The following is a 23,814-nucleotide window of genomic DNA, read 5'->3' as shown; positions in this document are numbered from 1 at the left end:
GTTTTTAATGGTGTAATAATTGCTCAAGGTGTCTGGCAATAATGTCAACTTCAAGGTTAACCTTACTATTTATTTCCAACTCGCCTAATGTTGTGGCTTTTACCGTGTGTGGCACAATATTGATATCAAACACGCAGTCATTAATATTATTGACTGTTAAACTCACGCCGTTAATACAAACAGAGCTTTTTTTGGCGATATATTTTATCAAATTCTTAGGCGCATTAATTTTAAAACGTCTCGATTCGCCTTCAATAAATCGCTCAACAACCTTGGCAATACCATCAACATGACCACTGACTAAATGCCCGTCGATGCCTTGATTAAGCCTTAGTGCTTTTTCAAGGTTAACTGAATTGTTAGTGCTTAAGTGATTAAAAATTGTACACCTGAGTGTTTCTTGTGAAATGTCGGCTTTGAAATAATCATTGCCTATTTCAATAACGGTTAAACATACGCCATTTACGGCAATACTATCGCCTATTTCAACCTCATTAAAAAATGAGCTTCGCGCCTCAAAGCAGAACGTACCTGCCTTAATGCTTTTAATCTTACCAATAGTCTGAATAATACCTGTGAACATTTATTGATCCTCTGCCTGACACAAACAAAAACTGCTACTTGTGCCAAATAATACCACAACCAAAAAAAAATATACCCAAAGCATGAACAATAATAGCATGAATAATGCGCTATAAATCAGCTCATAAAAAGGGAAATAGTTAATATAAATTAATAATATTGATTTTAAAATCTCTAAAAGAAATACAGCAATAAAGCCTGATTTAATCGCATTTTTGAACGATACTTTTTCATTGGAGATAAAATAGTACAACAGACCCAGCCCAATGGCTGAAAGAATGATTGGCAAACTTGATATAAAAATATCACCCATCGGTATAAAAACAAATAATTTTGATGCGCTTAGATAAGAACTCACCAGTAAATAAATAATCAAATCAACGTCAAAATGGCGCGCAAGGCTCAAGCCTAACCCCTAAATTGAATTAATACACCTGTCTACTTGTTGAAATAAGAAAAACACGGCCGCTAAGTCAAAATCTTTTTTGATTTTAAATGGTTAAAAAGCTAGTATATAGAATATGCATTATATTTTATAGCGATATTCTGGCAAATCCTTTACCTCAATTCTTTTAACTTCTTTTGCCTTCTCATTCCACACAACCGCATAGTGACCCCAACGCTTTTTTAATGGTCAAAGCCTTGCTGACACTTTTATCAAAGGGTTTTAGTATTTCTTTCTCATCCGTCATTTTTTATGCTACAAAATATCATCAACTATTTTTTGACTATAAACAATAAATTTGCCTTTTTTTAACTCTAAGCTATTCACTCTATTCCATCAAAAAAGTTATCAATCATTATATCAACACTAACAACTTTTATTTTTGGCTGGTCAAGTAGTTTTCATAATTGCCAGAATAATAATGCATATCGTCCTCTTTAAGCTCTACCACCTTGGTAGATAATGAGGATACAAATTCTCTGTCATGGCTGACGAATATTAAAGTGCCTTCGTAATTATCCAGTGCTAGGTTAAGGGCTTCGATAGACTCCATATCAAGGTGATTGGTAGGCTCATCCATCACTAATACATTGGGGTTTTGTAGCATGAGTTTGCCAAATAACATTCTGCCTTTTTCGCCACCAGAAAGTGATTTAATGCTCTTTCCAATGTCTTCTTTGCCAAATAACATTTTACCCAGCACTGCGCGCATTGCCTGTATGTCGTCTTTTTCGGTTTTGAATTGACTCATCCAGTCAAGTACATTCATATCAGTTTCAAAATCTTTACTGTAATCCTGTGCATAATAACCAATGTTAATGTTTTCGCTCCACTTAATCTTGCCTTTGTCGGGCTTGATTTCACCAACTAAAGTACGCAGTAATGTGGTTTTACCAATACCATTTTGACCAATAATGGCAATGCGATCACCCACCTCAAATAAGAAATTAATATCTTTTAAAACCTCAAGTTTGTCATTTTTTTTAGCATCTCCTTGAGGGTTGAAACTCTTAGACAAGCCTTTGACTTCTAATACATTTCTATGTAATTTATTTTCTTGATTAAAAATAATGTAAGGGCTTACTCTTGAAGAGGGTCTAATCTCATCCAATATAATTTTATCTAACTGCTTTAATCTTGAAGTGGCTTGCTTGGATTTAGAGGCCTTGGCTGAAAAACGAGAAACAAAATGTTTAAGCTCTTTGATTTTAGCCTCTTTTTTGGCATTATCCGTTTGCATTTTTTCTTGAATGGCAGTTGATGCAATCATGAAGTCATCATAATTACCAGGAAAGGTATTAAGTGCACCATAGTCTAAATCAGACATGTGTGTGCATACGCCATTTAAAAAATGCCTATCATGAGAGATGATAACCATGGTTGCTTTGCGTTCTTTTAATACACCTTCTAGCCAGCGAATTGAGTTAATATCTAGATTGTTTGTTGGCTCGTCAAGTAGTAGAATTTCTGGATTTGAGAACAGCGCCTGGGCTAGTAAAATACGCAATTTCCAACCTGGTGCAATTTCGCTCATTAAGCCATAATGTTGCTCTTCTGGGATGTCTAAGCCTAATAACAACTCACTGGCAGAAGACTCTGCCATATAACCATCCATTTCTGCAAATTGCATTTCAAGCTCTGCAACCTTAACGCCATCTTTCTCGCTCATTTCAGGTAAGGCGTAAATTCTGTCTCTTTCTTTTTTAATTTTCCATAATTCAGCATGACCCATAATCACGGTGTCAACCACACGAAAATCCTCAAAAGCAAATTGGTCTTGGCGAAGAATACCCAAACAATCGCCATCGCTAATATGAACTGTACCATTACTAGGCGTAAGCTCACCCGTTAGAATTTTCATAAAAGTTGACTTACCACAGCCATTTGCACCAATTAAACCATAGCGATTACCGCTTTGAAATTTAATAGAGATATTTTCAAATAAAAGTTTTTCACCAAACTGCATGGTGATATTGGTAGTAGAAATCATAAGTTTGTTGTTATTTTTACAAAATAAATATTATCCCATAATAGTAACAAAAAGCTCAACTAATAGAATTTGAATTTATAAAAAAATCCGCCCTTGAGCGTATAATTCAAGTGGCGTGAAAAATAATAAACTCATTAATCATTAAAAAATTCTCATGTTTGAAAAAACTGGCCAACTGCCTGATAAAAATCTACTTTTTTCGATTTTGACACTGCTAACTTTTGGCTGGATATTGTCTTTTTCTGCTTCGCTTGGACATTTTAGTAGTTATGGTTACTTTATGAAGCAAACTGTTTTTATTATTTTAGGCTTGAGCCTTGGTTACACTGTGCTTAAAGTCCCCTTATATTTTTACAAAAATCATTCTAAATTATTTTTTATTATTACTTTGATATGCTTAGCACTGGTGTTTTTACCAGAGCCTATTGGCAAAACCGTTAAAGGCTCAACACGTTGGATTAACTTTGTGTTGTTTAAATTTCAGCCTTCTGAAATGATGAAATTGGTGATGATTCTATTCATGGGGGGCTTTTTGGTTAGGCAGGAAAAGGATTTAAGAAAGCCTTATATGGGCTTTATTAAAACGCTTATTATCATTGGTGCATCAAGTTTTTTGTTATTACTAGAGCCAGATATTGGCGCGACCTTTATTATTTCCGCAACTGCTTTTGCTATGCTGCTAACTGCTGGTGTTTACTTAAAGCAATTGTTCATAGTTGGTGCAAGCGTTGTTGCTGTTTTTATTGTCATTCTTTTCCAAATTCCCAATCGAGTTGAAAGGCTAACTTCCTTTTGGCGAGAAGATTTATGGCTTAACGAATCTGAAAAAGTATGGCAAACCAAACAAGCATTAATCGGCATCGCTAGGGGTGATTGGACTGGCGTTGGACTGGGCAATGGCATTCAAAAATACACCAAACTACCCGAGCCACATACCGATATGATTTTTGCTATTATTGGCGAAGAAACAGGCATTGTTGGTATGTTGTTTGTATTGTTTACCTTTGCTTATATTGTGCTTAAAGGTTTTAAAATTGCCAAAGACGCCCTTAAAAGTAATCGAAAATACAGCTCCTATGTTGCTTTTGGTATTTGTACTTGGCTGAGCATGCAATTTAGCGTTAATATTGCCATGAATCTTGGTTTAATTCCACCCAAAGGCTTTACCTTACCACTGATTAGTTATGGCGGGTCAAGTATGATATTTGCACTGATATCACTGGCTATATTACTCAGAATTGATATGGAAAGTCGTTGTGAATATTCTAAACAAAAACATTATGTCTAAAAAAATTCTCATTATGGCTGGTGGCACTGGCGGGCATATATTTCCTGCACTTGCTATTGCTAATGAACTTAAAAATCATTCAACTCATATTCAATGGTTGGGCTCAAATACTGGCATGGAAAATGAAATTGTGCCTAAACACAACATCAAATTACACACAGTGAGTAGTGTTGGCTTGCGTGGTAAAAGTATTGTTAGCCTGATAAAAGCGCCTTTTTTGCTTAGTTATGCAACGTTGCAAGTGATGGGTATTCTTCTAAAGTTTAAACCCGATATTGTACTCGGCATGGGTGGCTTTGCCTCTGGCGTTGGCGGTTTAGTGGCTTGGATTTTTAGAGTACCACTGGTGATTCATGAACAGAACTCTATACCAGGTACAACCAATAAAATACTCAATAAAATAGCCACCAAAACCTTTCAAGCATTTAATGATGCTTTTATTAAAAATGCCACTACTTCTGGCAATCCTGTCGCGTTCAATCCTGTTAAAAAACAAAATAATAACAATAAATTAAACTTATTAATCATCGGTGGCTCTTTAGGCTCAAAGCCTATTAATGATATCGTCACACAACTCAATATTGACATTAATATTTGGCATCAAACAGGGAGGTCACATTTTGATACAGTTAAAGTCCAATACAAAAACAACACTACGAAAGTGACTGCATTTATTAAAGATATGGCAAACGCTTATGCTTGGGCAGATGTTGTGCTTTGTAGAGCGGGCGCAATGACAGTTTCAGAATTGATGCTATCAGCCATGCCTAGTATTTTAATCCCACTGCCTCATGCTATTGACAATCATCAATTTTATAATGCCAAGATTTTGGCAAATAATAACGCTGGCATATTGATTGAACAAAAAGATTTAACGATTGAACTGTTAGAAAAAACTTTACTCAATATTAACAAAAATCAAATTAAACAAATGTCTACTAATGCATTCAAACTTGCCAAACCCAATGCAGCTAAACAGATTGTAGATTATCTACTTGCTTTTGATTAATCCCCAACTTTGCAAACAAATCTTGATCGCTGTTTGTGTTTGGATTGTCAGTGGTGAGTAATCGCTCGCCATAAAAGATAGAATTAGCCCCTGCAAAAAAACAAAGCGCTTGCATGGCCTCACTCATCTCAGTACGCCCTGCTGATAAACGCACAACTGATTTTGGCATCATGATGCGTGCTACTGCAATAGTGCGTATAAACTTACTTTCTGTTGGTGGCTTAATATTTTCAAATGGCGTGCCCAGAATTGGCACTAATAAGTTAAGTGGCACACTATCTGGATGTGTTTTTAAATTAGACAGTGACCTAAGCATAGAGGCGCGATCAATCTGATTTTCGCCCAAACCTAAAATGCCACCACTACAAACATGAATATCGGCATTTTGTACTGACTCTAAAGTATTCAAGCGATCTTGAAAATTACGTGTAGTAACCACATTTGAGTAGTGCTCTTTTGAGGTGTCAATGTTATGATTATAATAATCTAGACCCGCTTCTTTTAAGGTAAATGCTTGTTCTTGAGTCAACATACCTAAAGTTACGCACGTTTCCATGCCCATGGCTTTCACACCTTGAATCATTGGAATGACCTTGTCTAAACTCTTATCAGTGGGATTTCGCCATGCAGCGCCCATACAAAACCGCGTTGCACCTTTGTCTTGTGCTTCTTTAGCTTGTTGAAACACTAAATCAACCTCCATTAATTTTTCACGTTCAAGAGCTGTGTCGTATTTAGAGCTTTGTGAGCAATATGAACAATCTTCAGGACAAGCGCCAGTTTTGATATTTAATAATGAGCTAACCTGAACCTGATTGGGGTCAAAATTTTGCCTGTGAATGCTGTGTGCTTTGAATAGCAAATCATTAAAAGGCAATGCAAATAATGCCTCAACTTCTTTTAGAGTCCAATCGTTTCTTAATTTTGCCATAATGGGTTAATGTAAATTAATTGTTGATATTTTACTGCCTTATATAATAAAAAAATCGTGCAATTGCACGATTTTTTATCGTTTTTATTAAATATTTTACACGCTGTAATACATATCAAACTCTACTGGATGAGGAGAAGCACGTAATGCGGTCACTTCTGTCATTTTTAATTCAATGAATGAATTAATCACATTATCAGTGAACACACCACCTTGCTTTAAAAACTCACGGTCTTTATTCAGTGTCTCTAGTGCTTGATCTAACGAACCACAAACTTTAGGAATGGCCGATTTTTCTTTTTCTGTTAATTCATACAAGTCTTCATCATCTGGTTTTCCAGGATCAATCTTGTTTTTAATACCATCAAGGCCTGCCATTAACATTGCTGCAAATGCAAGATATGGATTGGCTGTTGGATCTGGGAAACGCACTTCAATACGACGACCTTTTGGATTAGACACAAAAGGAATGCGAATAGCAGCAGAACGATTTTTGGCTGAATACGCCAGCATTTCTGGCGCTTCAAAGCCTGGTACTAAACGCTTATACGAGTTAGTAGAAGCATTGGTAAAGGCATTAAGCGCTTGAGCGTGCTTGATGATACCACCAATATAATGCAGTGCCATTTCACTTAGATTGCTATATTTATCGCCATCAAATAAGTTTTCACCATCTTTAGAGATTGACTGATGAACATGCATACCATTGCCATTATCAACCGCAATTGGCTTAGGCATAAACGTTGCTGTTTTGCCATAAGCATGCGCCACATTATGCACACAATATTTTAGGATTTGAGTCTCATCAGCTTTTTTCACTAACGTGTTAAATAATGCACCAATTTCACACTGTCCAGCAGTACCAACTTCGTGGTGATGAACTTCAGTAGTAACGCCCATTTCTTCGATTGCTAAGCACATTTGCGAACGTAAATCATGCAATGAATCCACTGGAGGAACTGGAAAATAACCACCTTTAATTCTAGGACGATGTCCTTTATTGCCGCCTTCAAAATCAGAGCCTGACTCCCAATCTGCTTCTTCAGAGTGAATTTCATAAAATGCCTTGCCCAAACCGAAGCCAGTATCCCACTTGACACTGTCAAAAACAAAAAACTCTGGCTCGTTACCAAAATATGCAGCATCACCAATGCCAGTTTCATTTAAATAAGCTTCGGCTCTTTTTGCAATAGAACGAGGGTCTTTTTCATAGCCCTTCATATCATTTGACTCGATAATATCACAAATGATATTAAGCGTGGATTCTTCAGTAAATGGGTCTACTACCGCTGTTGTTGTGTCTGGCATCATAATCATGTCAGATTCATTAATAGGCTTCCAACCAGCAATTGATGAGCCATCAAACATCTGACCCTCTTCTAATTTTTCAGCATTAACAGCGTGTGCTGGAACGCTTACGTGGTGTTCTTTACCAATGGTATCAGTAAAACGAAAATCAATGAATTTCACTTCATTGTCTTCAATCATTTTCATTACATTTTTAGCAGACATATTTTCTCCTTTTTTTTGACTATTTATATTTGCTGATAGTCTTTGTCAAAATAGCCTGCGCCGTTGCAAGCATTATTCTTAGTTAGTTTTATTTTTTTTTATAAAAACAGCGAACGATTCTACCCTATTTTCTCTACAAGTAGAATAATCCCGTCAGTTTTTTCATTAATCGAAATCACTTTATGCCCGTGTACTTTACACCAAGCAGGTATGTCATGTAGTACACCAGAATCGGTGGCAAGCATTTCAATGGTGTCACTAATTTTAATTTTTTCAATCATCTCACCTAAGCGAATCACTGGCATAGGACACAACAAGCACTTAACATCAAGATTATGTTTCACTCTATCCACCCTCTTGAGGGGTATTAATCCAATCTTGGGGTTGAATAAAACGTGTATATAACCTTGCTTCTTCGCTACCTAGCTCTGGTTCATATCTATATTCCCAGCGCACCAATGGTGGTAATGACATCAGAATTGACTCGCTACGGCCACCTGTTTGCAAACCAAACAAAGTGCCACGGTCATAAACTAAATTAAATTCAACATAACGCCCTCGACGATAAAGTTGAAATTGCCTTTCATGGTCTGTATAAGGCGTATCTTTTCTACGTTCAACAATGGGGCGATAAACTTTAATATAGCCATCACCTACACTTTTCATAAAAGCAAAGCACTCATCAAAACCACCTTCATTAAGATCATCAAAAAACAAACCGCCGATACCACGTTGTTCGCCTCTATGCTTTAAATAAAAGTAATCATCACACCATTTTTTGTATTTTGGATAGACATCTTCACCAAATGGATCACATACTTCTTTGGCTGACTGATGCCAAAAGATTGCGTCTTCATCAAAACCATAATACGGCGTTAAATCAAAACCACCACCAAACCACCAAATAGGGGCTTCACCTTTTTTTTCGGCGATAAAAAACCGAACATTAGCGTGTGAAGTGGGCACATAGGGATTGTGTGGATGAATCACTAATGACACGCCTAAAGCGGTAAAACCTCGTCCTGATAACTCTGGTCTTAATGCGGTAGCTGAGGCTGGCATATCATCGCCACGAACGATTGAAAAATTAACACCTGCTTGTTCAAACACAGCGCCATTACTTAGCACTCTGGTTAATCCATTACCTGCATTATTTGGCTTTTCCCAAACATCTTTAATAAATTCAGCCTTACCATTTACTTGCTCAAGCTGTTCACAAATATCGGCTTGCAACATTAATAAATATTTTTTAATTTGTTCAATCACCTAATTTTCTCTCCAGTTTGCAGATTAATAATTTTTGATGCTTGGATATTATAAGTTTTTGGCGGGATAATAAAATCTAATTTTTTACTAAAAAATTCTTTTAAATCCAACATGCTTGTTGCACTACACTTACTTGTAATATTGGCACTACTTGAAACCAGAGCGCTATTAGTAGTTACACACAAATTGGTAATGAGTTGATTATTGGTCAATCTAAGTGCAATGGTATCAAAGCCACCTGTTAATAATTTAGAGGCATGCTCATTCGCCTTGAGTAAATAAGTAGTTGGCTGAGCATCAATTATTACATCAACCAACAAAGAAGCATCTTCAACATAATCAATAAAATAACGCACATCACTGGCCAGTAGTATCAGGCCTTTAGCACTTGAACGGCGTTTAAGTTGTAGCATTCTAGCCATAGAGAGCTCAAATTTTGGCAAGCAAGTCAACCCCTGAATGGTGTCAGTAGGATTACTAATCACACCACCTGTTTTTAAACAAGATGCTGCAAGCCTAGTCTGAAAATTCATGATTTTTTAGCTCTTGGGTGGCACTGATCATACACTTTGGACAATTCTAAAAAATCAAGATGGATATAGACTTGGGTAGATTTAATACTAGAATGTCCTAAAAATTCTTGAGTAGAGCGTAAATCATGACTGGATTGTAAAAAGTGAGTTGCCGCTGTATGACGCAACATATGCGGATACACATTAACTTTAATACCAGCTCCTAGTGCACGTTTTTTGACCATATTTTGCACAGCTCTTACACTCACTCTTTGTTGCTTTCTATTCACAAATAATACATGATTTGAATGATCAAACAAACAACGACTAATGGCTTGCTGTGCTGCCTTACCAACTGGTGTATGTCTGACTTTAGCGCCTTTTCCGATCACGCGCAAAAATCCTTGATTTAAATCCACGTCATTAACATTTAAAGCAACCAATTCAGATACTCTAAGACCACAAGAGTACATCACTTCAATCATTGCCACATCTCTTAATTCAAGCCAAGTGTTTGATCTAGGCTTGAGCATAAGTAGTATGTTGTCGTAATTAAGTATATTAGGTAAATTTTGATCAATTTTTGGGCTTTGTAAATGAATGGCGCAGCTATTACTCAACTGTTCATGATTAACAAGATAAGCTAAAAATCCACGAATTGAGGACAAATTCCTGCGGATAGTGCGGGCACTATTATCTTGATGGCGCATCTCCATTACAAATAAATTAAGATGCTCACTGGTAAGATTTGACCATTGGCTAAGACTTTTCTTATGGGTAAATACTAACAACTTCTCAAGGTCGCGCTTATAAGCCTGTTGCGTGTTAATAGCGTAATGACGCCCAACTCTCAAATACTGAATAAAATTAGTAATTTGTTTATGCAAAATAACCCTTATAACCCTTGTTTTTTTGTAGTTCACCCATATTGATACATTTACTACGTACAAAAAAGGAAAAAAAATGGCAGAAAAACAAACGCACGCCTTTCAAACGGAAGTCTCGCAACTACTAGATTTGATGATTCACTCTTTGTACTCAAACAAAGAGATTTTCTTGCGAGAATTACTTTCTAACGCCTCCGATGCGGTTGATAAATTAAAATTCAAATTCTTATCAGATGATACTTTGATTGAGGATAAAGAAGAGTTACAAATTCACATTGATGTGAATAAAGATGCCAGCACAATTACCATTACTGATAATGGTATAGGCATGACCGAAGCAGAAGTTAATAAAAACATCGGTACCATTGCTAATTCTGGTACTAAGAAGTTTTTAAAAAGCTTAGATGAAAAACAAGCACAAGACTCTAACTTAATTGGCCAATTTGGTGTGGGATTTTATTCTAGCTTTATTATTGCTGATAAGGTTGAACTAATTACCAGAAAAGCTGGTAGCAAAGGTAAAAAAGGCACAAAATGGACCTCTACTGGCAAGGGGAAATACTCAATAGAAAGTGTTGATTGTCCTAATTTTGGCACTACAGTAATCCTGCACACCAAAAAAGATGAAAAAGAATTTTTAGATGATTATCGCTTGCGTGGCATTGTCTCAAAATACTCAGACCACATCACCGTGCCAATTATGATGATTAAGGCTAGTGAAGATGGCAAAGACATTGAATATGAGCGCATTAATAAAGCCAATGCTTTTTGGACTCAAGATAAACGCAACATTAAGCAAGAAGATTATGATGAGTTTTATAAGTCACTCACTTATGACTTTGAAGCACCACTAACGCAATTACACAATAGAGTTGAAGGAAATTTGGACTATACTTCATTGTTATTCATCCCATCAAAAGCTCCTTATGATATGTGGGAGCCTAAGCGCAAAGGCGGTATAAAGCTCTATGCCAAACGCGTGTTCATTATGGAAGATAATGAAGCCCTAATGCCTTTGTATTTGCGCTTTGTTAAAGGTGTGATTGACACGGCTGATTTACCATTAAATGTTTCTCGCGAAATTTTACAGGGCAACAAAATGGTTGACACTATCCGTAAGGCCTCAGTCAGTAGAGTTTTAAAAGAATTAGAAAAAATGGCCAAAAACAAACCCGAAGATTATGCAAAATTTTGGCAAGAATTTGGCATGGTGATGAAAGAAGGCGTGGTTGAAGACTTTGCTAATAAAGACAAAATTGCAAAACTTTTACGCTTTGCCACTAATAAAAGTGAAAATGCCACACAAGCGGCAACACTTGAGTGTTACATAAACAGTATGCAAAAAGACCAAAAAGCAATTTATTACATCGCTGCTGAGACTTTTGAAGCTGCCAAAGGCTCACCACATTTAGAAATTTTTAACCAAAAAGACATTGAAGTACTACTACTATCTGATCGTGTTGATGAGTGGATGGTAAGTAATTTTGGAGAATTTGAAGGTGTTCCGCTGAAATCAATTGCCAAAGGCGACTTAGAAGACCTTGGTTCTAGAGAGGAAAAGAAAGCAAAAGAGAAAGTTGCTAAAAACTTTGAAAAAGTCATCGAAAAAATGCAAAGAATCCTTAATACTCAGGTTAAAGAAATCAAAGTCTCTTCTCGTCTTAGCGAGTCCCCTTCTTGTTTGGTGGCTGATGAAAATGAAATGGGTGGCAACATGGAAAGAATCATGAAATCCCTAGGTCAAGAGGTGCCAGATACTAAGCCAATTCTTGAAATCAACCCAACACACCCTCTGGTTAAAAAACTTAAAACCAAAATTGATGAAGATTTAGTAAACGTTTTATTTGATCAAGCTGTTTTGTCAGAAGGCGGGCAACTTAAAGATCCAGCTGAATTCATAAAGCGTATGAATAAACTGATTAATTGATTAGTTTAGATCAACCATAAAAACCCGATTTTTTGGATTTTTATGGTTTTTTAAAGGGCTTAATGTTCCTAAGAATGCCTCTAAAAATTGCCACTTCTTCTTTTTCAGGCGCTGCTCTGGTAAAAAAACGTCGCAAGCGACGCATTAGCAAAGTCTTGGGACGCTTGTCTTCAAAATATTCAATGTGCTCTAGCACTTGAGTAAGGTGTGTGTAAAAACTTTCTAATTCATTAAAGTTGGCTAATTTATTAGCACTTTTTTCAAATTCAGTTGTGGTGTTGTAAACGTAATTTTGATAGGCAAATACCTGAATGGCCGATGCAACATTTAAAGAAAAATAATCTCTATTACCAGGAATAGTCATGAGTATTTGACACAAGTCTAATTCCTCATTAGTCAAGCCCGCTCTTTCCGTGCCAAATATTACCGCAACCTTTTGGCTGTCAACTATAATGGTTTTTTGAATTTCACTGCAAGTATCCACAACATCTATTTGCCGCCATTTGATATTACGCTGACGTGCACTAGCGCCAATCACCAAATGCACGCCCTTCAAAGCCTCTTTCAAAGACTCACAAACCACAGCGTTTGACAGTACGTCATCTGCACCACTAGCTCTAGCGGTGGCGGTGGCCGATGGATAACCTTTCGGATTGACCAAATACAAACAAGAGAGGCTCATATTTTTCATCGCACGGGCTGCTGCGCCAATATTGCCAGGCTCAGTGGTATTAACCATAACCACACGTACGTTATCAAAGGTATAATCTGTTTCTTTTTTCATTTTACCTTACTATGCATCCTACGCTTAATATTGCCGTTAAAGCCGCTCGAAAAGCTGGTGACATCATCCTAAGATATCACAACCAAATTGATATTTTAACGATTGAGAATAAAGCAACCAATGACTTTGTTTCCGAAGTGGACAAAGCTGCTGAAGATGCCATTATAGACGAGTTGAAATATGCCTTTCCCAATCATTCAATGTTGGGTGAAGAAAATGGTGAAATTTTAGGCGACAGTCGTTTTCAATGGATTATTGACCCATTAGATGGCACCACTAATTATTTGCATGGTTTTCCACAATATGCAGTATCCATTGCCTTATATGAGAATAATGAACCGACACACGCCGTAGTATATGACCCTTTTAAAGAGGAGTTATTTACCGCATCTAAAGGCGAAGGTGCTTATTTAAATGAACAAAGAATTCGTACCACACATACCAATGGCTTTGAAAATACATTAATCGGCACAGGCTTTCCATTCAAAGCACCACAGCATTTAGATGCTTATTTAAATATGTTTAAAGCCATTCATCCAAAAGTTGCTGGTATTCGCCGTGCTGGCTCTGCTGCACTTGATTTGGCTTATTTGGCCGCAGGTCGGTTAGATGGCTTTTGGGAAACTAAGCTTAATATTTGGGACATTGCTGCTGGTGTGCTTTTAGTTAAAGAAGCTGGTGGCTTTGTGGGTGACTTTTCAGGACGAGCTAAATACCTAGAAACAGGCAATGTGGTGGCTGGCAATGACCAAGTTTTTAAAGCCATTTTAAAAACCATCCATCCACATTTAACGGCTGATTTGCAACGTTAAAAAGTGTCATTTTAAAAAAGTCTTAAAAATTTCTTTATTTTTACTACTTCTAAGTTCTATTTTTCTTTTCCTTGAAAATACTTTTTACCAATATGTAGATTGCCCAAGGCTAGCTACACGACAGTATGTTTATGCCACTAGGGGCTTTTCTTTGATGTTGGGTGTTCTGGTATTGTTATTTATCTTATTTGTTTTAAATTTAATTAAATGCTAAATAAAATAAGCCTTTCTCCATTCAGTTTTTTAGCTTTTTCACTCATTAAATACACAATCGCTGGGCTCTTTGTCTCAGGTGATAGGTTGTTATCTGCATTTTCAGCCGGATAAGCAATTTGTCGCATTTTGGTACGCATCCGCCCTGGGTCGAGTGAATTCACTTGGATATTTGTTTTTTCTAATTCTTCAGATAAAGTTTTGCTCATACCTTCAATGGCAAATTTACTCACGCCATACGCACCCCAGTATGCTTTGGCTGCACGTCCCACTGATGAAGATAAAAATAGCACACGGGCATCACTTGATTTATTAAGTACAGGAATTAACGCTTGGGTAAGCATAAACGGCGCATTAACATTGATTTGCATGGTTGAATACCACAGCTTAATGTCATATTGTTCAATTGGCATCATAATGCCAATAATACTGGCATTATGAATAAGCCCGTCAAGTTGTCCAAAATTATCCAAGATGTCTTTTTGTAATTGCTGATAATGTTCGGGGGTTGCGCCTTCTAAATCAAGCGGATAAAGAATGGGCTCTTGATAGCCCAAATCTAGCACTTCATCATAAGTGGTTTTTAACGAACCTAAATCACGCCCTAGCATAATAACGCTTGCACCTGCTTTGGCAAGATCTAGTGTTATTGTCCTACCAAAGCCACGATTTGCACCTGTCACTAAAATAACTTTATCCTTTAACTCACCCTTGGTGATTAAATAATTAGTTGCAATTTTCATTAGCTTAATTCCTTTTTACTTTGAACACCCAATTCTTTTAATTTTTCAGCGCGACCAATAAGATTGCCTTTACCATTAGACAACTTGCTTCTGGCTTCTTTGTAACTTTTAGAAGCCTTATCAAGATGCTTCTCAATATCATCCATTGATTGAATAAAGCCAAATAATTTGTCATACATCGCACCTGCTTGACGTGCAATTTCTTCAGAATTTTGGTTTTGACGCTCGGTTTGCCAAATATGATGCACAGTTTTAAGGCTCATCATCAACGTTGAAGGTGATACTAAAATAATGTTCTTTCTCAATGCTATGGTGAATAAATCTGGTTTTTGCTCAAGTGCGATTAAAAGTGCAGATTCAATTTGGATGAATATAAAAATAAAATCAAGCGTTAACACGCCCTGTAAATTCTCATACTCTTTAATACTAGTTCCATTAATATGCGCCTCAATAGAGGTCACATGTGCTTTGAGTAATCGCTTATCTGACTGATTGGCAATATAATCCTTATAAGCCTTTAATGAAACTTTTGAATCAATAATAATGTCTTTTTCTTCAGGAAGATGTAAAACTACATCAGGCTTAAATGCTTCACCCAAATCATTTTTAAATTGCTTTTGTGTGTCAAATTCATAGCCTTCTCGTAAACCAGAATTGGATAAAATAGAGCTTAAAATCATCTCACCCCAATCGCCTTGTTGTTTGTTGTCATAAGTCAAAGCATTGGTTAAATTTTGTGTGGTTTCTTGCGTTTCAATACTGGTTTTTTTCAAATTTTCTATCTGCGCAGATAAGGTTGCTCTTTCTTTAATTTGCTCGCTAGTAATTGTTTCAATCTTATCTCGAAACTCTCTAAGTTGTATCTGCAAAGGGGTTAATAATTCAGAATTTTTAATGCTCAAATCATGACGGTCTTTTGCCAAAATATCGCTCGCCACTGCTTTAAAATCTTTACTCATTTGCACTTTGGCGATATTAATTAAATTAATTTGATTTTCATAAGACTTGATTTTTTCATCCAAACGCACTTCAAGATGAATTTTGTCAGATTTTAGGGTTTGCAATTGGATGTTTAAATAAAAATAAACGACCACTGCGCCAGCAACTAATCCTAATAGTAAGCTTAGTATGTCCACTATATTAATTCCACTAGTCCTTTTGCTTGGTTAATTAAATAATCATAATGCCAATCTTTTTTCACCTTCGAATAACCATAAGTAACGGCTACAGTTTTAATATGAGCATTTTGACCTGCCAACATGTCATTCTTATCATCACCCACAAATAAACACTGACTCGGGTTAATTGCCAATTGTGCACAAGCATACAATAACGGAGCTGGATGTGGCTTATTAAATGCCAATGTATCACCACAAACCACCACATCAGGATTTATATCAAATTTTTCTAACAACAAATGAGTCAAATTTTCAGGCTTATTAGTAACCACCCCAAAAAACATTCCTTTAGTTTTAATGGTTTTAATAAGCGCATCAATGCCTGAAAACATTTTAGAAAATTGACTAATATTATCCCTGTAAATATTTAATATTTTTTGGTGCCTGTCAATAAAATCAGGGTGGAGCTCATCACAATCAAAGCCAAACTTGATTAACGCCTTACCTCCTAACGCGACTAGAGGCTTGATTTTTTCATAAGATTTTTCACTTAAGCCACTATATTTAAGTAGTGTATTTAACGCATAAGCCAAATCGGGCGCGGTGTCAATCAGTGTGCCATCTAAGTCAAATAAAATGGTGTTAATACTCATGTAGCAATTTCTATCAGTTAAAATTCTAAGTTTATAATATTATAATGTTTATGTTCGCAATTTCTTATGCTGTTTTTAAAATCATTATTGTATTTTTTAGGCTCATTTGTTGCCTTGATAATTTTAGTAACTATTGCGCTAGTCTTATTCTTCTTGCCATTTAAGTTTCGCTACGCTATTTTATCTAAGTGGTCAATGTTTTGTTTGTGGTGGTTGGCATTCACGCTTGATATTAAACTTCAGGTGATTGGCAAAGAGAACATTCCTTTTAAGCCTTGTGTGATTGTTTCTAATCATCAATCCACCTGGGAAACACTCGGATTTCAGCAAATATTCCCACCGCAAACTTGGGTACTTAAACAAACCCTATTATGGATACCATTTTTTGGCTGGGGATTGGCATTACTCAAACCTATTGTTATTAATCGTGGTGAGAAATTAAAAGCGCTAAAAACAATTATAAAGCAAGGAGAGGCTCGACTAAAAAGGGGTATTTTTGTGGTGATTTTCCCAGAAGGTACTCGCCAACCTTACAAAAAACTGGGAAGATATCAAAATGGCGCTATAGCCATTGCTAAAAAAGCATCTTGTGATGTCATGCCTGTTTATCACAATGCTGGTTCAGCATGGCCTAAAGGTAGTTTCATAAAACACCCAGGCACCATCACTGTGATTATTGGCAAGCCAATTAATATCAAAGAAAAATCTGTCAAAGAATTAACTCAAAATATTAGAAATTGGACAAAAAAACAAAGTGAAAAATTTTAACTCAACATTATCCCCGCGTCCTGCCCACCGCCGCTTTTCGTCTACTTTTTATAAAGAAATATTGTAAAAATCACATTATTGGACTAAGAGCCCTACTAGTACCTTTTGAAACATTAAGCTTGAACATAGAAGAATTTAATCAGCAAGTAATCACCTTTATTATTATCTTAACTGGAAATATCCACTATTAAAGCATGATAGCAATGCTGTAAGTTTAAAAACTTACCATCGAAATATACTGACTTGAGCTATAAAAAATACAAAACATCAATTGTCAAGATCAGAAAACGCTTAATAACTATACTCACAAAAATGACAAAATAAAAAATCTAATTAACATACTCGATAAGCAAAAACAATCTCAGTTGGATTATATTGATGCTGGAAGCGCTTATCAAATCAATGTAATCAATTACAACAATTTGTTAGATAAGCTAACTAACACACCTTCAAAAGGAAAACATAGCTAAACCAACAATCTGTTGAATAATTATTTTTTCTATAAAGAATAATATTATTAATAATATTATTAGCTATTCTTTTGGTAAAATTACCAAGTTATTTTCTTGGTAAAGGTTAATGCAAGGAATACCAGACACTATAAAGTTATTTAGTTTTGCTAAAAAAGAATTGAATTTTTCACATATATACCAAGTGAAAGATTTTCCTAGAATAAAAAAACTACTTAGCAATATTGATGATGAAGTGAAAGTTGAACTAAGTTTCTACATTGAAAACAATTCAATTCCTTGCATTGAAGGGGTCGTTAAGCTAAGTGCTGTAGTTGATTGCCAACGCTGTTTAAATGAAATGAATCTTCGTTTAAGCCCTAGTTTTAAACTTGGCTTTTTGAAAAATGAACAACAGGGAAAAGCACTAGATTCAAGCTTTGAGGCAATTCTTAGTACCGATGAAGCGTTTTTAACCATTGAATTTATAACAGATGAGGTGCTAATATCCATTCCAATGAGTCCAATGCATTCACACAAATGTCAATCGTACCAAGATAAAGAGCAGATAAAGCAAGAGAAACACAATCCTTTTGCAATATTAAAACACACAAAACTCAATATAAAAAATAAGGAATAAGAAAATGGCTGTACAAAAAAGTAGAAAAACCCCTTCAAAAAGAGGCATGCGTCGCTCACATAACGCACTAACAAGTCCTGCATTGTCAGAAGATCAAGAAACAGGTGAAATTCACTTGCGTCACCACATTACAGCTGACGGTTATTACCGTGGCAAAAGAGTAGTCAATAAAACGCAAGATATTCAAGAGATAGACGCTTAAACCCCATGACAATAAGGGTATCAATTGATGCCTCAGGGGGAGATTATGGCATACTTGTTACTATTGAAGCAGGTATTAAAGCACTAAGCGTATTTCAAGATTTGTATTTATATTTTGTGGGTGATGAATCTAGCATCAGAACTGAATTAGATAAACACCCATCAAATACACTTAGTTCAAGATATGCAATTATTCACGCAAGTGAAGTTGTATCAATGAATGAATCTCCAGCAATTGCATTACGCAAAAAGAAAGATTCTTCTATGCGCGTTGCAATTAATCTAGTCAAAACACTTGAGGCAGACGCCTGTATTAGTGCAGGTAATACTGGTGCGCTCATGGCCATTTCTCGCTTTGTACTAAAAACCATCAAAGGCATTGATCGTCCTGCCATTATGGGTCGAATGCCAACCATGACTGGGCATACGCACATGCTTGATTTGGGTGCTAATGTTGATTCAAAACCAAAAGCTTTGGTTGAATTTGCAACAATGGGCTCAATTGCTGTCAAGCACACTGAAAATATTACAGCACCCACCATCGGCCTTCTTAATATTGGTGAAGAAGATATGAAAGGTAGTGAAAAAATCAAAAAAACTGCCGAGTTATTAAAAACCTCCAATCTAAATTATGTAGGATTTGTTGAGGGTGATGATATTTATAAGGGCACAGTAGACTTAATTGTTTGCGATGGCTTTGAAGGCAATATTGCACTAAAAGCCAGTGAAGGTGTGGCTTCAATGATGGGGTACTACCTAAAACAAGCATTTACTCGAAACTTACTAACCAAATTGATTGCCTTAATCGCAACCCCTGTACTTAAAGATTTTAAATCTAGTCTAAACTCTGGTAAGTACAATGGCGCCTCCTTGTTGGGGCTTCGTGGTATTGTTGTTAAAAGTCATGGTAGTGCAAACGTTGATTCATTTTTAGTAGCAATTACTGAGGCCTATGTTGAGGCTCATGCTAAAATCAGCGACAAAATATCACTTCAAATTTCAAAAGAATTAGAACACAATGAATAAATTTGCAAGAATTATTGGTACGGGTAGTTACCTGCCACTCACTATTGTCACCAACGACGATTTATCAAAAACTATTGATACAACAAATGAATGGATTACCACGCGTACAGGTATTAAACAAAGGCATAAAGTTACTGATGAAACAACTTGTGATTTAGCCGGAAAAGCAGCCAATCATGCACTTGAGATGGCTGGTATTAATGCCAAAGATTTAGACTTGATTATCCTAGCGACCACCACACCTGATAAAATTTTTCCTGCAACAGCAACCATGCTACAAACTGCAATTGGCGCTTCATGTCCTGCATTTGATTTACAATCTGTCTGCGCAGGCTTTATTTTTGCCCTAACCACAGCGCAGCAATATATCAAAACTGGCGCTGCTAATAAAGTATTGGTTGTTGGTAGTGAAACTTTATCAAGAATTGTTAATTGGAAAGACCGCTCTACTGCGGTTTTATTTGGTGATGGTGCAGGGGCGGTGGTGCTAAGTGGCAGTAATGATACTGGCATTTTACACTCAAAACTATTCAGTGATGGCAACTATCTATCCTCACTTCAAGTGAGCAATAATTACATTAATGAAGTGGGTTTTATTAAAATGTCTGGTAATGAAGTTTTTAAAATTGCCGTCAACCGCTTATCTTCTTTAGCAGAAGAAACACTTAAAGAGGCTAATTTAAGCTCAAACAAACTAGATTGGATGGTGCCACATCAGGCTAATATTCGCATTATATCAGCCGTAGCTAAACGTATCAAGATCCCAATGAACAAGGTCATTGTTACCCTTGAAAACCATGGTAATACTTCTGCTGCCTCTATTCCATTGGCACTTGATACAGCGGTTAGGGATGGTCGCATTAAAAAAGGTGACAATCTGTTATTTGAAGGGATTGGTGCTGGCTTTAGTTGGGGCAGTGTTTTAGTTCAATTTTAAAACAATCTTGCTTGTAGATTAGCCGTTAATTGTTGCAACTCTGCCACATTTACACTTAATAAATCTAACTCGTCACTGGCTTTTTCATATAAGTTCTTATAAGCAAGCTTTGATTTATCCAAGCCTAATAGAGATGGATAAGTAGGTTTATTTTTGTGCTCATCAGAAAATTGCTTCTTACCTAATAATGCATCAGGCGTTTCAATATCAAGCACATCATCTTGAATTTGATACGCCAAACCGATATCTTTAGAGAAACTATTTAAAGTAATTCTATCCTTATTATTGCACGCTTTAGAAACAATTGCACCTAAGTTAACTGCACAGCTCAATAGCACACCTGTTTTTTTTCGGTGCATGGTTTCTAGTGTTGCAATATCCACTTGCTTTGCAATAATAGATAAATCAATTGCTTGACCCTCTGCCATTTCAAATGAGGCGTGGGTCAAAGACTTTAGCAACTCAATTTTGATATCAGCATTAATTAAATCATCATTAACCAGTACTTCAAATGCTAATGCTTGCAAACCATCACCTGCCAAAATTGCTTGAGCTTCGCCAAAACGTTTGTGACAAGCTGGCTGATTATGGCGCACATCATCATCATCCATAGCCGGTAAATCATCATGAATTAAAGAATAGGCATGAATAAATTCAACAGCGCAACTACTAGAATCAATTAAATTTAAGTTTGTACCAAAAATATTAGCAACAGAATAAGTAAGAATAGGTCTAAAGCGCTTGCCATTAGTTAATGCACTATAACGCATTGCTTTAGCCAAAGAGCCCTGTGCTGACAAGTATTGGTCTAATTTAGCATTAACCCTTGTGATATAGACATTAAAATCCATTGCTTAAAAGTCTTAATTCGATATTTAATGCTTAGAGTGGTGCAAAATCTTACAAATCCTTTAATGGTTTTTCGTTTGTATAACTGTCTTGCTCAGTTAGCATGGAGATTTTTTGTTCTGCTTCATTTAATGCACTTTGGCATTGCTTGGTTAAAGTCACTCCTTTAGAAAAGTAATCAAGTGAACCTTCAAGGCTTAAATCGCCAGATTCCATGGTCTTTACAATTTTTTCTAAATCGATTAAACCCTGATTAAAATCAAATTTTTTTGCCATTTTATGTTTTTCTCCCATTGCTTGCTTTGCTTAGTATTTTATCCATTATTCTTGCTGGTAGTATTCTTTTAAGCAGAGCAAACAGTTTAGTTGGAAAGATAACCTAATAATGAATTTTGGCATTTTTTGTTTCTAAAGCATGAATGATGTATTTCAGTATTGCTTTTGCAAGCAAAGTATAGGCGGCTAATTTATCAGTATTCAAATGTTTAATCATTTGTTCGTAGCTATGCTGATAATCACTAGCACTAATGGCACGTTGAATGGATTCAGAAGAGGATAAATCAAGTTGATAAGTATCAAAGTTTAAGTTTTTTAACTTCTCAACATCGACGTTATTTCTAGCAGTAGCAAACACTTGATAACCCTTTTGCTTTAATCCTTCCTACGAACACAGGGCAATACCACTTAAACAGCCTGTAATTAAAACTGATTTCACTGTTGAGCCTTGATCCAAAATTTAGCCACTTCAGATAATTCTGGATTGATACTCATAGAGCGTAATAATAAGAAATCGTATGCCATTCTAAAACGTGGATTGCTTAGTAATGCTTTGACTTTTTTTGGTTGCATCTTTTCTAGTCTTGGTTGCATTAGCCAAATATCCTTAATTTTAGTGCATAACCATCTGGGTAACGAGACTTGCTTAATTTGATTAATAATCACCTCTTCAGAAGCCTGAGTCATTGCTAAAGAGGAACAACTTTGTTTGTTTTCAAGTGCAATAAAACGCTCGTTATAAGCTTGCCATAAAAACACAGCAAATAAAAACACAGGTGTGACCGATTGTTTTTTTCTAATTCTATCCGAGGTGTTTAACAAGGCCTTTTTAATAAATTCATTTTTATGGGTTTGTTTAAATAAATATTTTAATAAACCATATTTTTCTAAACGTTCATACACTTCAAACCCATATTCATTGTGAAACAACTTAATGCACTCTTCATACAAGCGTGCTGCAGAAATATTACCAAGAAGTGGTGCTTGTTCAAAAATAGCCGATTTAATCTCATCACTCAATTGAAGTCCTAACTTGGTTTGAAACCTAATAGCTCTAATCATGCGCACTGGGTCTTGCTCAAATCTTAGTTTTGGATTGCCAATAATATGCACTTTTTGTGCTTTTATATCCTCGAGTCCACCTAGATAATCAATGACTTCTTGTGTTTTAATGTCATAATAAAGTGCATTAATATTAAAATCCCTACGCACAACATCATCTTCGATACTGCCATAGAAATTATCACGAACAACAATACCATTGTTAGCGGTTTGCACTTTGCCTGATCTAAAGGTAGCCACTTCGATAAATTTACGTGCTGAAAACATAACGTGCACTAAACGAAATCGCCTACCAATTAAACGCGAACGTTTGAATAATTTATGCACTTGTTCTGGCTTGGCATTGGTTGCAATATCAAAATCTTTTGGCTCTAAATTTAAGAGTAAATCTCTAACGCAACCACCTACTAGATAGGCTTTAAACCCTGCTTTATTAATAACATTAATAACTTTTAAAGCATCTTTGTCTAGAAGTTTTCTATCAAATTTAATGCTTTGACGAATGACTTTCATAAAAAATACTAGCCCAAATGCTGTAAATCAACTTTGGCTTAGGTGCCCAGTTTTTTTGTTTATGTTCAGCAATTATGATTGTGTAAACACCGCCACGAACATTAGAAATTGCCTTTAGACGCATAAATCTTGGGTTGCTCGCGAGCCTAAATCATCAAGAATTTGATTACTAACCACCTCATGGAATGCATCCTCGTTTCGATACGACCAAATATACATTTTCAATGATTTTAATTCTATACATACTTTATCAGCAATGTATTCAAGATGCAATGTGTCCAAAATCAGGCTGCCCTGTTTTTGGACACAGGCACGTAAACTCTGGCATATCAATTTGAATGACAAAATCGCGCTCAATATTAGGATTATCAAAAACCTCTAAGGCTTTCCTGGGTTGAGATAACATTAAACTTTTTCCTTT

26 protein-coding genes and 1 pseudogene are annotated in these 23,814 nt (G+C 36.0%); 9 read left to right on the top strand and 18 right to left on the bottom strand.

Annotated features, from left to right (window positions below; all coding sequences use genetic code 11):
* Window positions 1–4: 4 nt before the first annotated feature.
* The 3 genes from HUE58_RS02215 to HUE58_RS02205 all read right to left on the bottom strand — a co-directional run bounded on the left by HUE58_RS02215 (window position 5) and on the right by HUE58_RS02205 (window position 3,017).
* Window positions 5–583, bottom strand: coding sequence for a riboflavin synthase (locus HUE58_RS02215; protein WP_174605442.1), 579 nt, complete (start codon window positions 581–583; stop codon window positions 5–7).
* Window positions 584–988 carry a YhjD/YihY/BrkB family envelope integrity protein gene (locus tag HUE58_RS02210; protein WP_174605441.1) on the bottom strand — a complete coding sequence of 135 codons (405 nt, stop codon included), beginning with the start codon at window positions 986–988 and terminating at the stop codon, window positions 584–586.
* Window positions 989–1,403: 415 nt separating this feature from the next.
* On the bottom strand, window positions 1,404–3,017 hold the full coding sequence (locus HUE58_RS02205; RefSeq protein WP_174605440.1) for an ABC-F family ATPase: 1,614 nt from the start codon (window positions 3,015–3,017) through the stop codon (window positions 1,404–1,406).
* 154 nt (window positions 3,018–3,171) lie between these two features.
* On the opposite strand from HUE58_RS02205, the gene ftsW reads away from it, so the two are divergent.
* Together ftsW and murG are read left to right on the top strand one after the other, a co-directional pair.
* Entirely contained in the window at window positions 3,172–4,305 is a 1,134-nt protein-coding gene (gene ftsW / locus HUE58_RS02200; protein ID WP_174605439.1) for a putative lipid II flippase FtsW, read from the top strand.
* A complete protein-coding gene (gene murG, locus HUE58_RS02195; protein WP_174605438.1) occupies window positions 4,298–5,314 on the top strand; it encodes an undecaprenyldiphospho-muramoylpentapeptide beta-N-acetylglucosaminyltransferase in 1,017 nt (338 codons plus the stop codon). The genes ftsW and murG overlap by 8 nt, the downstream gene beginning before the upstream one ends.
* Here the strand turns inward: murG and bioB are convergent.
* From bioB to HUE58_RS02165, 6 genes are all read right to left on the bottom strand, one after another.
* On the bottom strand, window positions 5,277–6,245 hold the full coding sequence (gene bioB, locus HUE58_RS02190; RefSeq protein WP_174605437.1) for a biotin synthase BioB: 969 nt from the start codon (window positions 6,243–6,245) through the stop codon (window positions 5,277–5,279). The genes murG and bioB overlap by 38 nt on opposite strands.
* Before the next feature lie 96 nt (window positions 6,246–6,341).
* Window positions 6,342–7,757 carry a type I glutamate--ammonia ligase gene (gene glnA, locus HUE58_RS02185; RefSeq protein WP_174605436.1) on the bottom strand — a complete coding sequence of 472 codons (1,416 nt, stop codon included), beginning with the start codon at window positions 7,755–7,757 and terminating at the stop codon, window positions 6,342–6,344.
* 119 nt (window positions 7,758–7,876) lie between these two features.
* The gene (locus HUE58_RS02180) at window positions 7,877–8,101 is read right to left on the bottom strand and encodes a sulfurtransferase TusA family protein (protein WP_174605435.1); all 225 of its coding nucleotides are present in this window, start codon (window positions 8,099–8,101) and stop codon (window positions 7,877–7,879) included.
* A 1-nt stretch (window position 8,102) separates the two neighbouring features.
* Window positions 8,103–8,993: an oxygen-dependent coproporphyrinogen oxidase gene (gene hemF, locus HUE58_RS02175; protein ID WP_246260856.1), complete on the bottom strand. Its 891-nt coding sequence runs from the start codon at window positions 8,991–8,993 to the stop codon at window positions 8,103–8,105.
* Window positions 8,994–9,019: 26 nt separating this feature from the next.
* A complete protein-coding gene (locus HUE58_RS02170) occupies window positions 9,020–9,556 on the bottom strand; it encodes an L-threonylcarbamoyladenylate synthase (protein WP_174605433.1) in 537 nt (178 codons plus the stop codon).
* Window positions 9,553–10,422, bottom strand: a complete 870-nt coding sequence (locus HUE58_RS02165; protein WP_246260838.1) for a tyrosine recombinase XerC — start codon at window positions 10,420–10,422, stop codon at window positions 9,553–9,555. Before HUE58_RS02165 ends, HUE58_RS02170 begins: the two co-directional genes overlap by 4 nt.
* 76 nt (window positions 10,423–10,498) lie before the next feature.
* On the opposite strand from HUE58_RS02165, the gene htpG reads away from it, so the two are divergent.
* The gene (htpG, locus tag HUE58_RS02160) at window positions 10,499–12,349 is read left to right on the top strand and encodes a molecular chaperone HtpG (RefSeq protein WP_174605431.1); all 1,851 of its coding nucleotides are present in this window, start codon (window positions 10,499–10,501) and stop codon (window positions 12,347–12,349) included.
* Window positions 12,350–12,389: 40 nt separating this feature from the next.
* Here the strand turns inward: htpG and HUE58_RS02155 are convergent, their stop codons facing one another.
* Window positions 12,390–13,133: an RNA methyltransferase gene (locus HUE58_RS02155; protein ID WP_174605430.1), complete on the bottom strand. Its 744-nt coding sequence runs from the start codon at window positions 13,131–13,133 to the stop codon at window positions 12,390–12,392.
* A gap of 11 nt (window positions 13,134–13,144) precedes the next feature.
* Here HUE58_RS02155 and HUE58_RS02150 point away from each other — a divergent pair, with 11 nt between their 5' ends.
* Complete coding sequence (locus HUE58_RS02150) at window positions 13,145–13,945, top strand: inositol monophosphatase family protein (RefSeq protein WP_174605429.1); 801 nt, start codon at window positions 13,145–13,147, stop codon at window positions 13,943–13,945.
* 203 nt (window positions 13,946–14,148) lie between these two features.
* On the opposite strand, the gene HUE58_RS02145 is transcribed toward HUE58_RS02150, so the two are convergent.
* Genes HUE58_RS02145 through HUE58_RS02135 form a run of 3 tightly spaced genes read right to left on the bottom strand, consistent with a single transcriptional unit; the run spans window position 14,149 to window position 16,672 of the window.
* Entirely contained in the window at window positions 14,149–14,901 is a 753-nt protein-coding gene (locus HUE58_RS02145) for a YciK family oxidoreductase (protein ID WP_174605428.1), read from the bottom strand.
* Entirely contained in the window at window positions 14,901–16,037 is a 1,137-nt protein-coding gene (locus tag HUE58_RS02140) for a DNA recombination protein RmuC (RefSeq protein WP_174605427.1), read from the bottom strand. The genes HUE58_RS02145 and HUE58_RS02140 overlap by 1 nt, the downstream gene beginning before the upstream one ends.
* On the bottom strand, window positions 16,037–16,672 hold the full coding sequence (locus tag HUE58_RS02135; RefSeq protein WP_174605426.1) for an HAD family hydrolase: 636 nt from the start codon (window positions 16,670–16,672) through the stop codon (window positions 16,037–16,039). Before HUE58_RS02135 ends, HUE58_RS02140 begins: the two co-directional genes overlap by 1 nt.
* 66 nt (window positions 16,673–16,738) lie before the next feature.
* Between HUE58_RS02135 and HUE58_RS02130 the strand changes: the two genes are divergently transcribed.
* From HUE58_RS02130 to HUE58_RS02110, 5 genes are all read left to right on the top strand, one after another.
* Window positions 16,739–17,440 carry a lysophospholipid acyltransferase family protein gene (locus HUE58_RS02130; protein ID WP_174605425.1) on the top strand — a complete coding sequence of 234 codons (702 nt, stop codon included), beginning with the start codon at window positions 16,739–16,741 and terminating at the stop codon, window positions 17,438–17,440.
* Window positions 17,441–18,019: 579 nt separating this feature from the next.
* The gene (locus HUE58_RS02125; protein WP_174605424.1) at window positions 18,020–18,529 is read left to right on the top strand and encodes a YceD family protein; all 510 of its coding nucleotides are present in this window, start codon (window positions 18,020–18,022) and stop codon (window positions 18,527–18,529) included.
* Window positions 18,530–18,533: 4 nt separating this feature from the next.
* Window positions 18,534–18,731, top strand: coding sequence for a 50S ribosomal protein L32 (gene rpmF, locus HUE58_RS02120; RefSeq protein ID WP_174605423.1), 198 nt, complete (start codon window positions 18,534–18,536; stop codon window positions 18,729–18,731).
* A gap of 5 nt (window positions 18,732–18,736) precedes the next feature.
* Window positions 18,737–19,756, top strand: a complete 1,020-nt coding sequence (gene plsX, locus HUE58_RS02115; protein WP_174605422.1) for a phosphate acyltransferase PlsX — start codon at window positions 18,737–18,739, stop codon at window positions 19,754–19,756.
* Window positions 19,749–20,693, top strand: coding sequence for a beta-ketoacyl-ACP synthase III (locus HUE58_RS02110; protein WP_174605421.1), 945 nt, complete (start codon window positions 19,749–19,751; stop codon window positions 20,691–20,693). Before plsX ends, HUE58_RS02110 begins: the two co-directional genes overlap by 8 nt.
* Here the strand turns inward: HUE58_RS02110 and HUE58_RS02105 are convergent.
* The 5 genes and pseudogenes from HUE58_RS02105 to queF form a co-directional block, all read right to left on the bottom strand.
* Window positions 20,690–21,544 carry a polyprenyl synthetase family protein gene (locus HUE58_RS02105; protein ID WP_174605420.1) on the bottom strand — a complete coding sequence of 285 codons (855 nt, stop codon included), beginning with the start codon at window positions 21,542–21,544 and terminating at the stop codon, window positions 20,690–20,692. The two genes, HUE58_RS02110 and HUE58_RS02105, sit on opposite strands and share 4 nt — an antisense overlap.
* Window positions 21,545–21,593: 49 nt before the next feature.
* Window positions 21,594–21,818: an exodeoxyribonuclease VII small subunit gene (locus HUE58_RS02100; RefSeq protein ID WP_174606218.1), complete on the bottom strand. Its 225-nt coding sequence runs from the start codon at window positions 21,816–21,818 to the stop codon at window positions 21,594–21,596.
* Between the two features lie 103 nt (window positions 21,819–21,921).
* Window positions 21,922–22,176, bottom strand: coding sequence for a hypothetical protein (locus HUE58_RS06790; RefSeq protein ID WP_246260837.1), 255 nt, complete (start codon window positions 22,174–22,176; stop codon window positions 21,922–21,924).
* A gap of 77 nt (window positions 22,177–22,253) precedes the next feature.
* Window positions 22,254–23,393 (bottom strand): polynucleotide adenylyltransferase PcnB, encoded by a 1,140-nt coding sequence (gene pcnB / locus HUE58_RS02090; RefSeq protein ID WP_174605419.1) that lies wholly within the window; start codon window positions 23,391–23,393, stop codon window positions 22,254–22,256.
* Window positions 23,368–23,799: pseudogene (queF, locus tag HUE58_RS02085) on the bottom strand (preQ(1) synthase). The gene pcnB and the pseudogene queF overlap by 26 nt, the downstream one beginning before the upstream one ends.
* Window positions 23,800–23,814 lie beyond the last annotated feature (15 nt).

Source organism: Candidatus Ruthia endofausta, assembly GCF_013342985.1.
In the GTDB taxonomy this organism is placed as follows: Bacteria; Pseudomonadota; Gammaproteobacteria; order PS1; family Pseudothioglobaceae; genus Ruthia; species Ruthia endofausta.
Note: the sequence above shows the minus strand (reverse complement) of the source record. Positions and strands in the feature narration are given on the sequence as shown.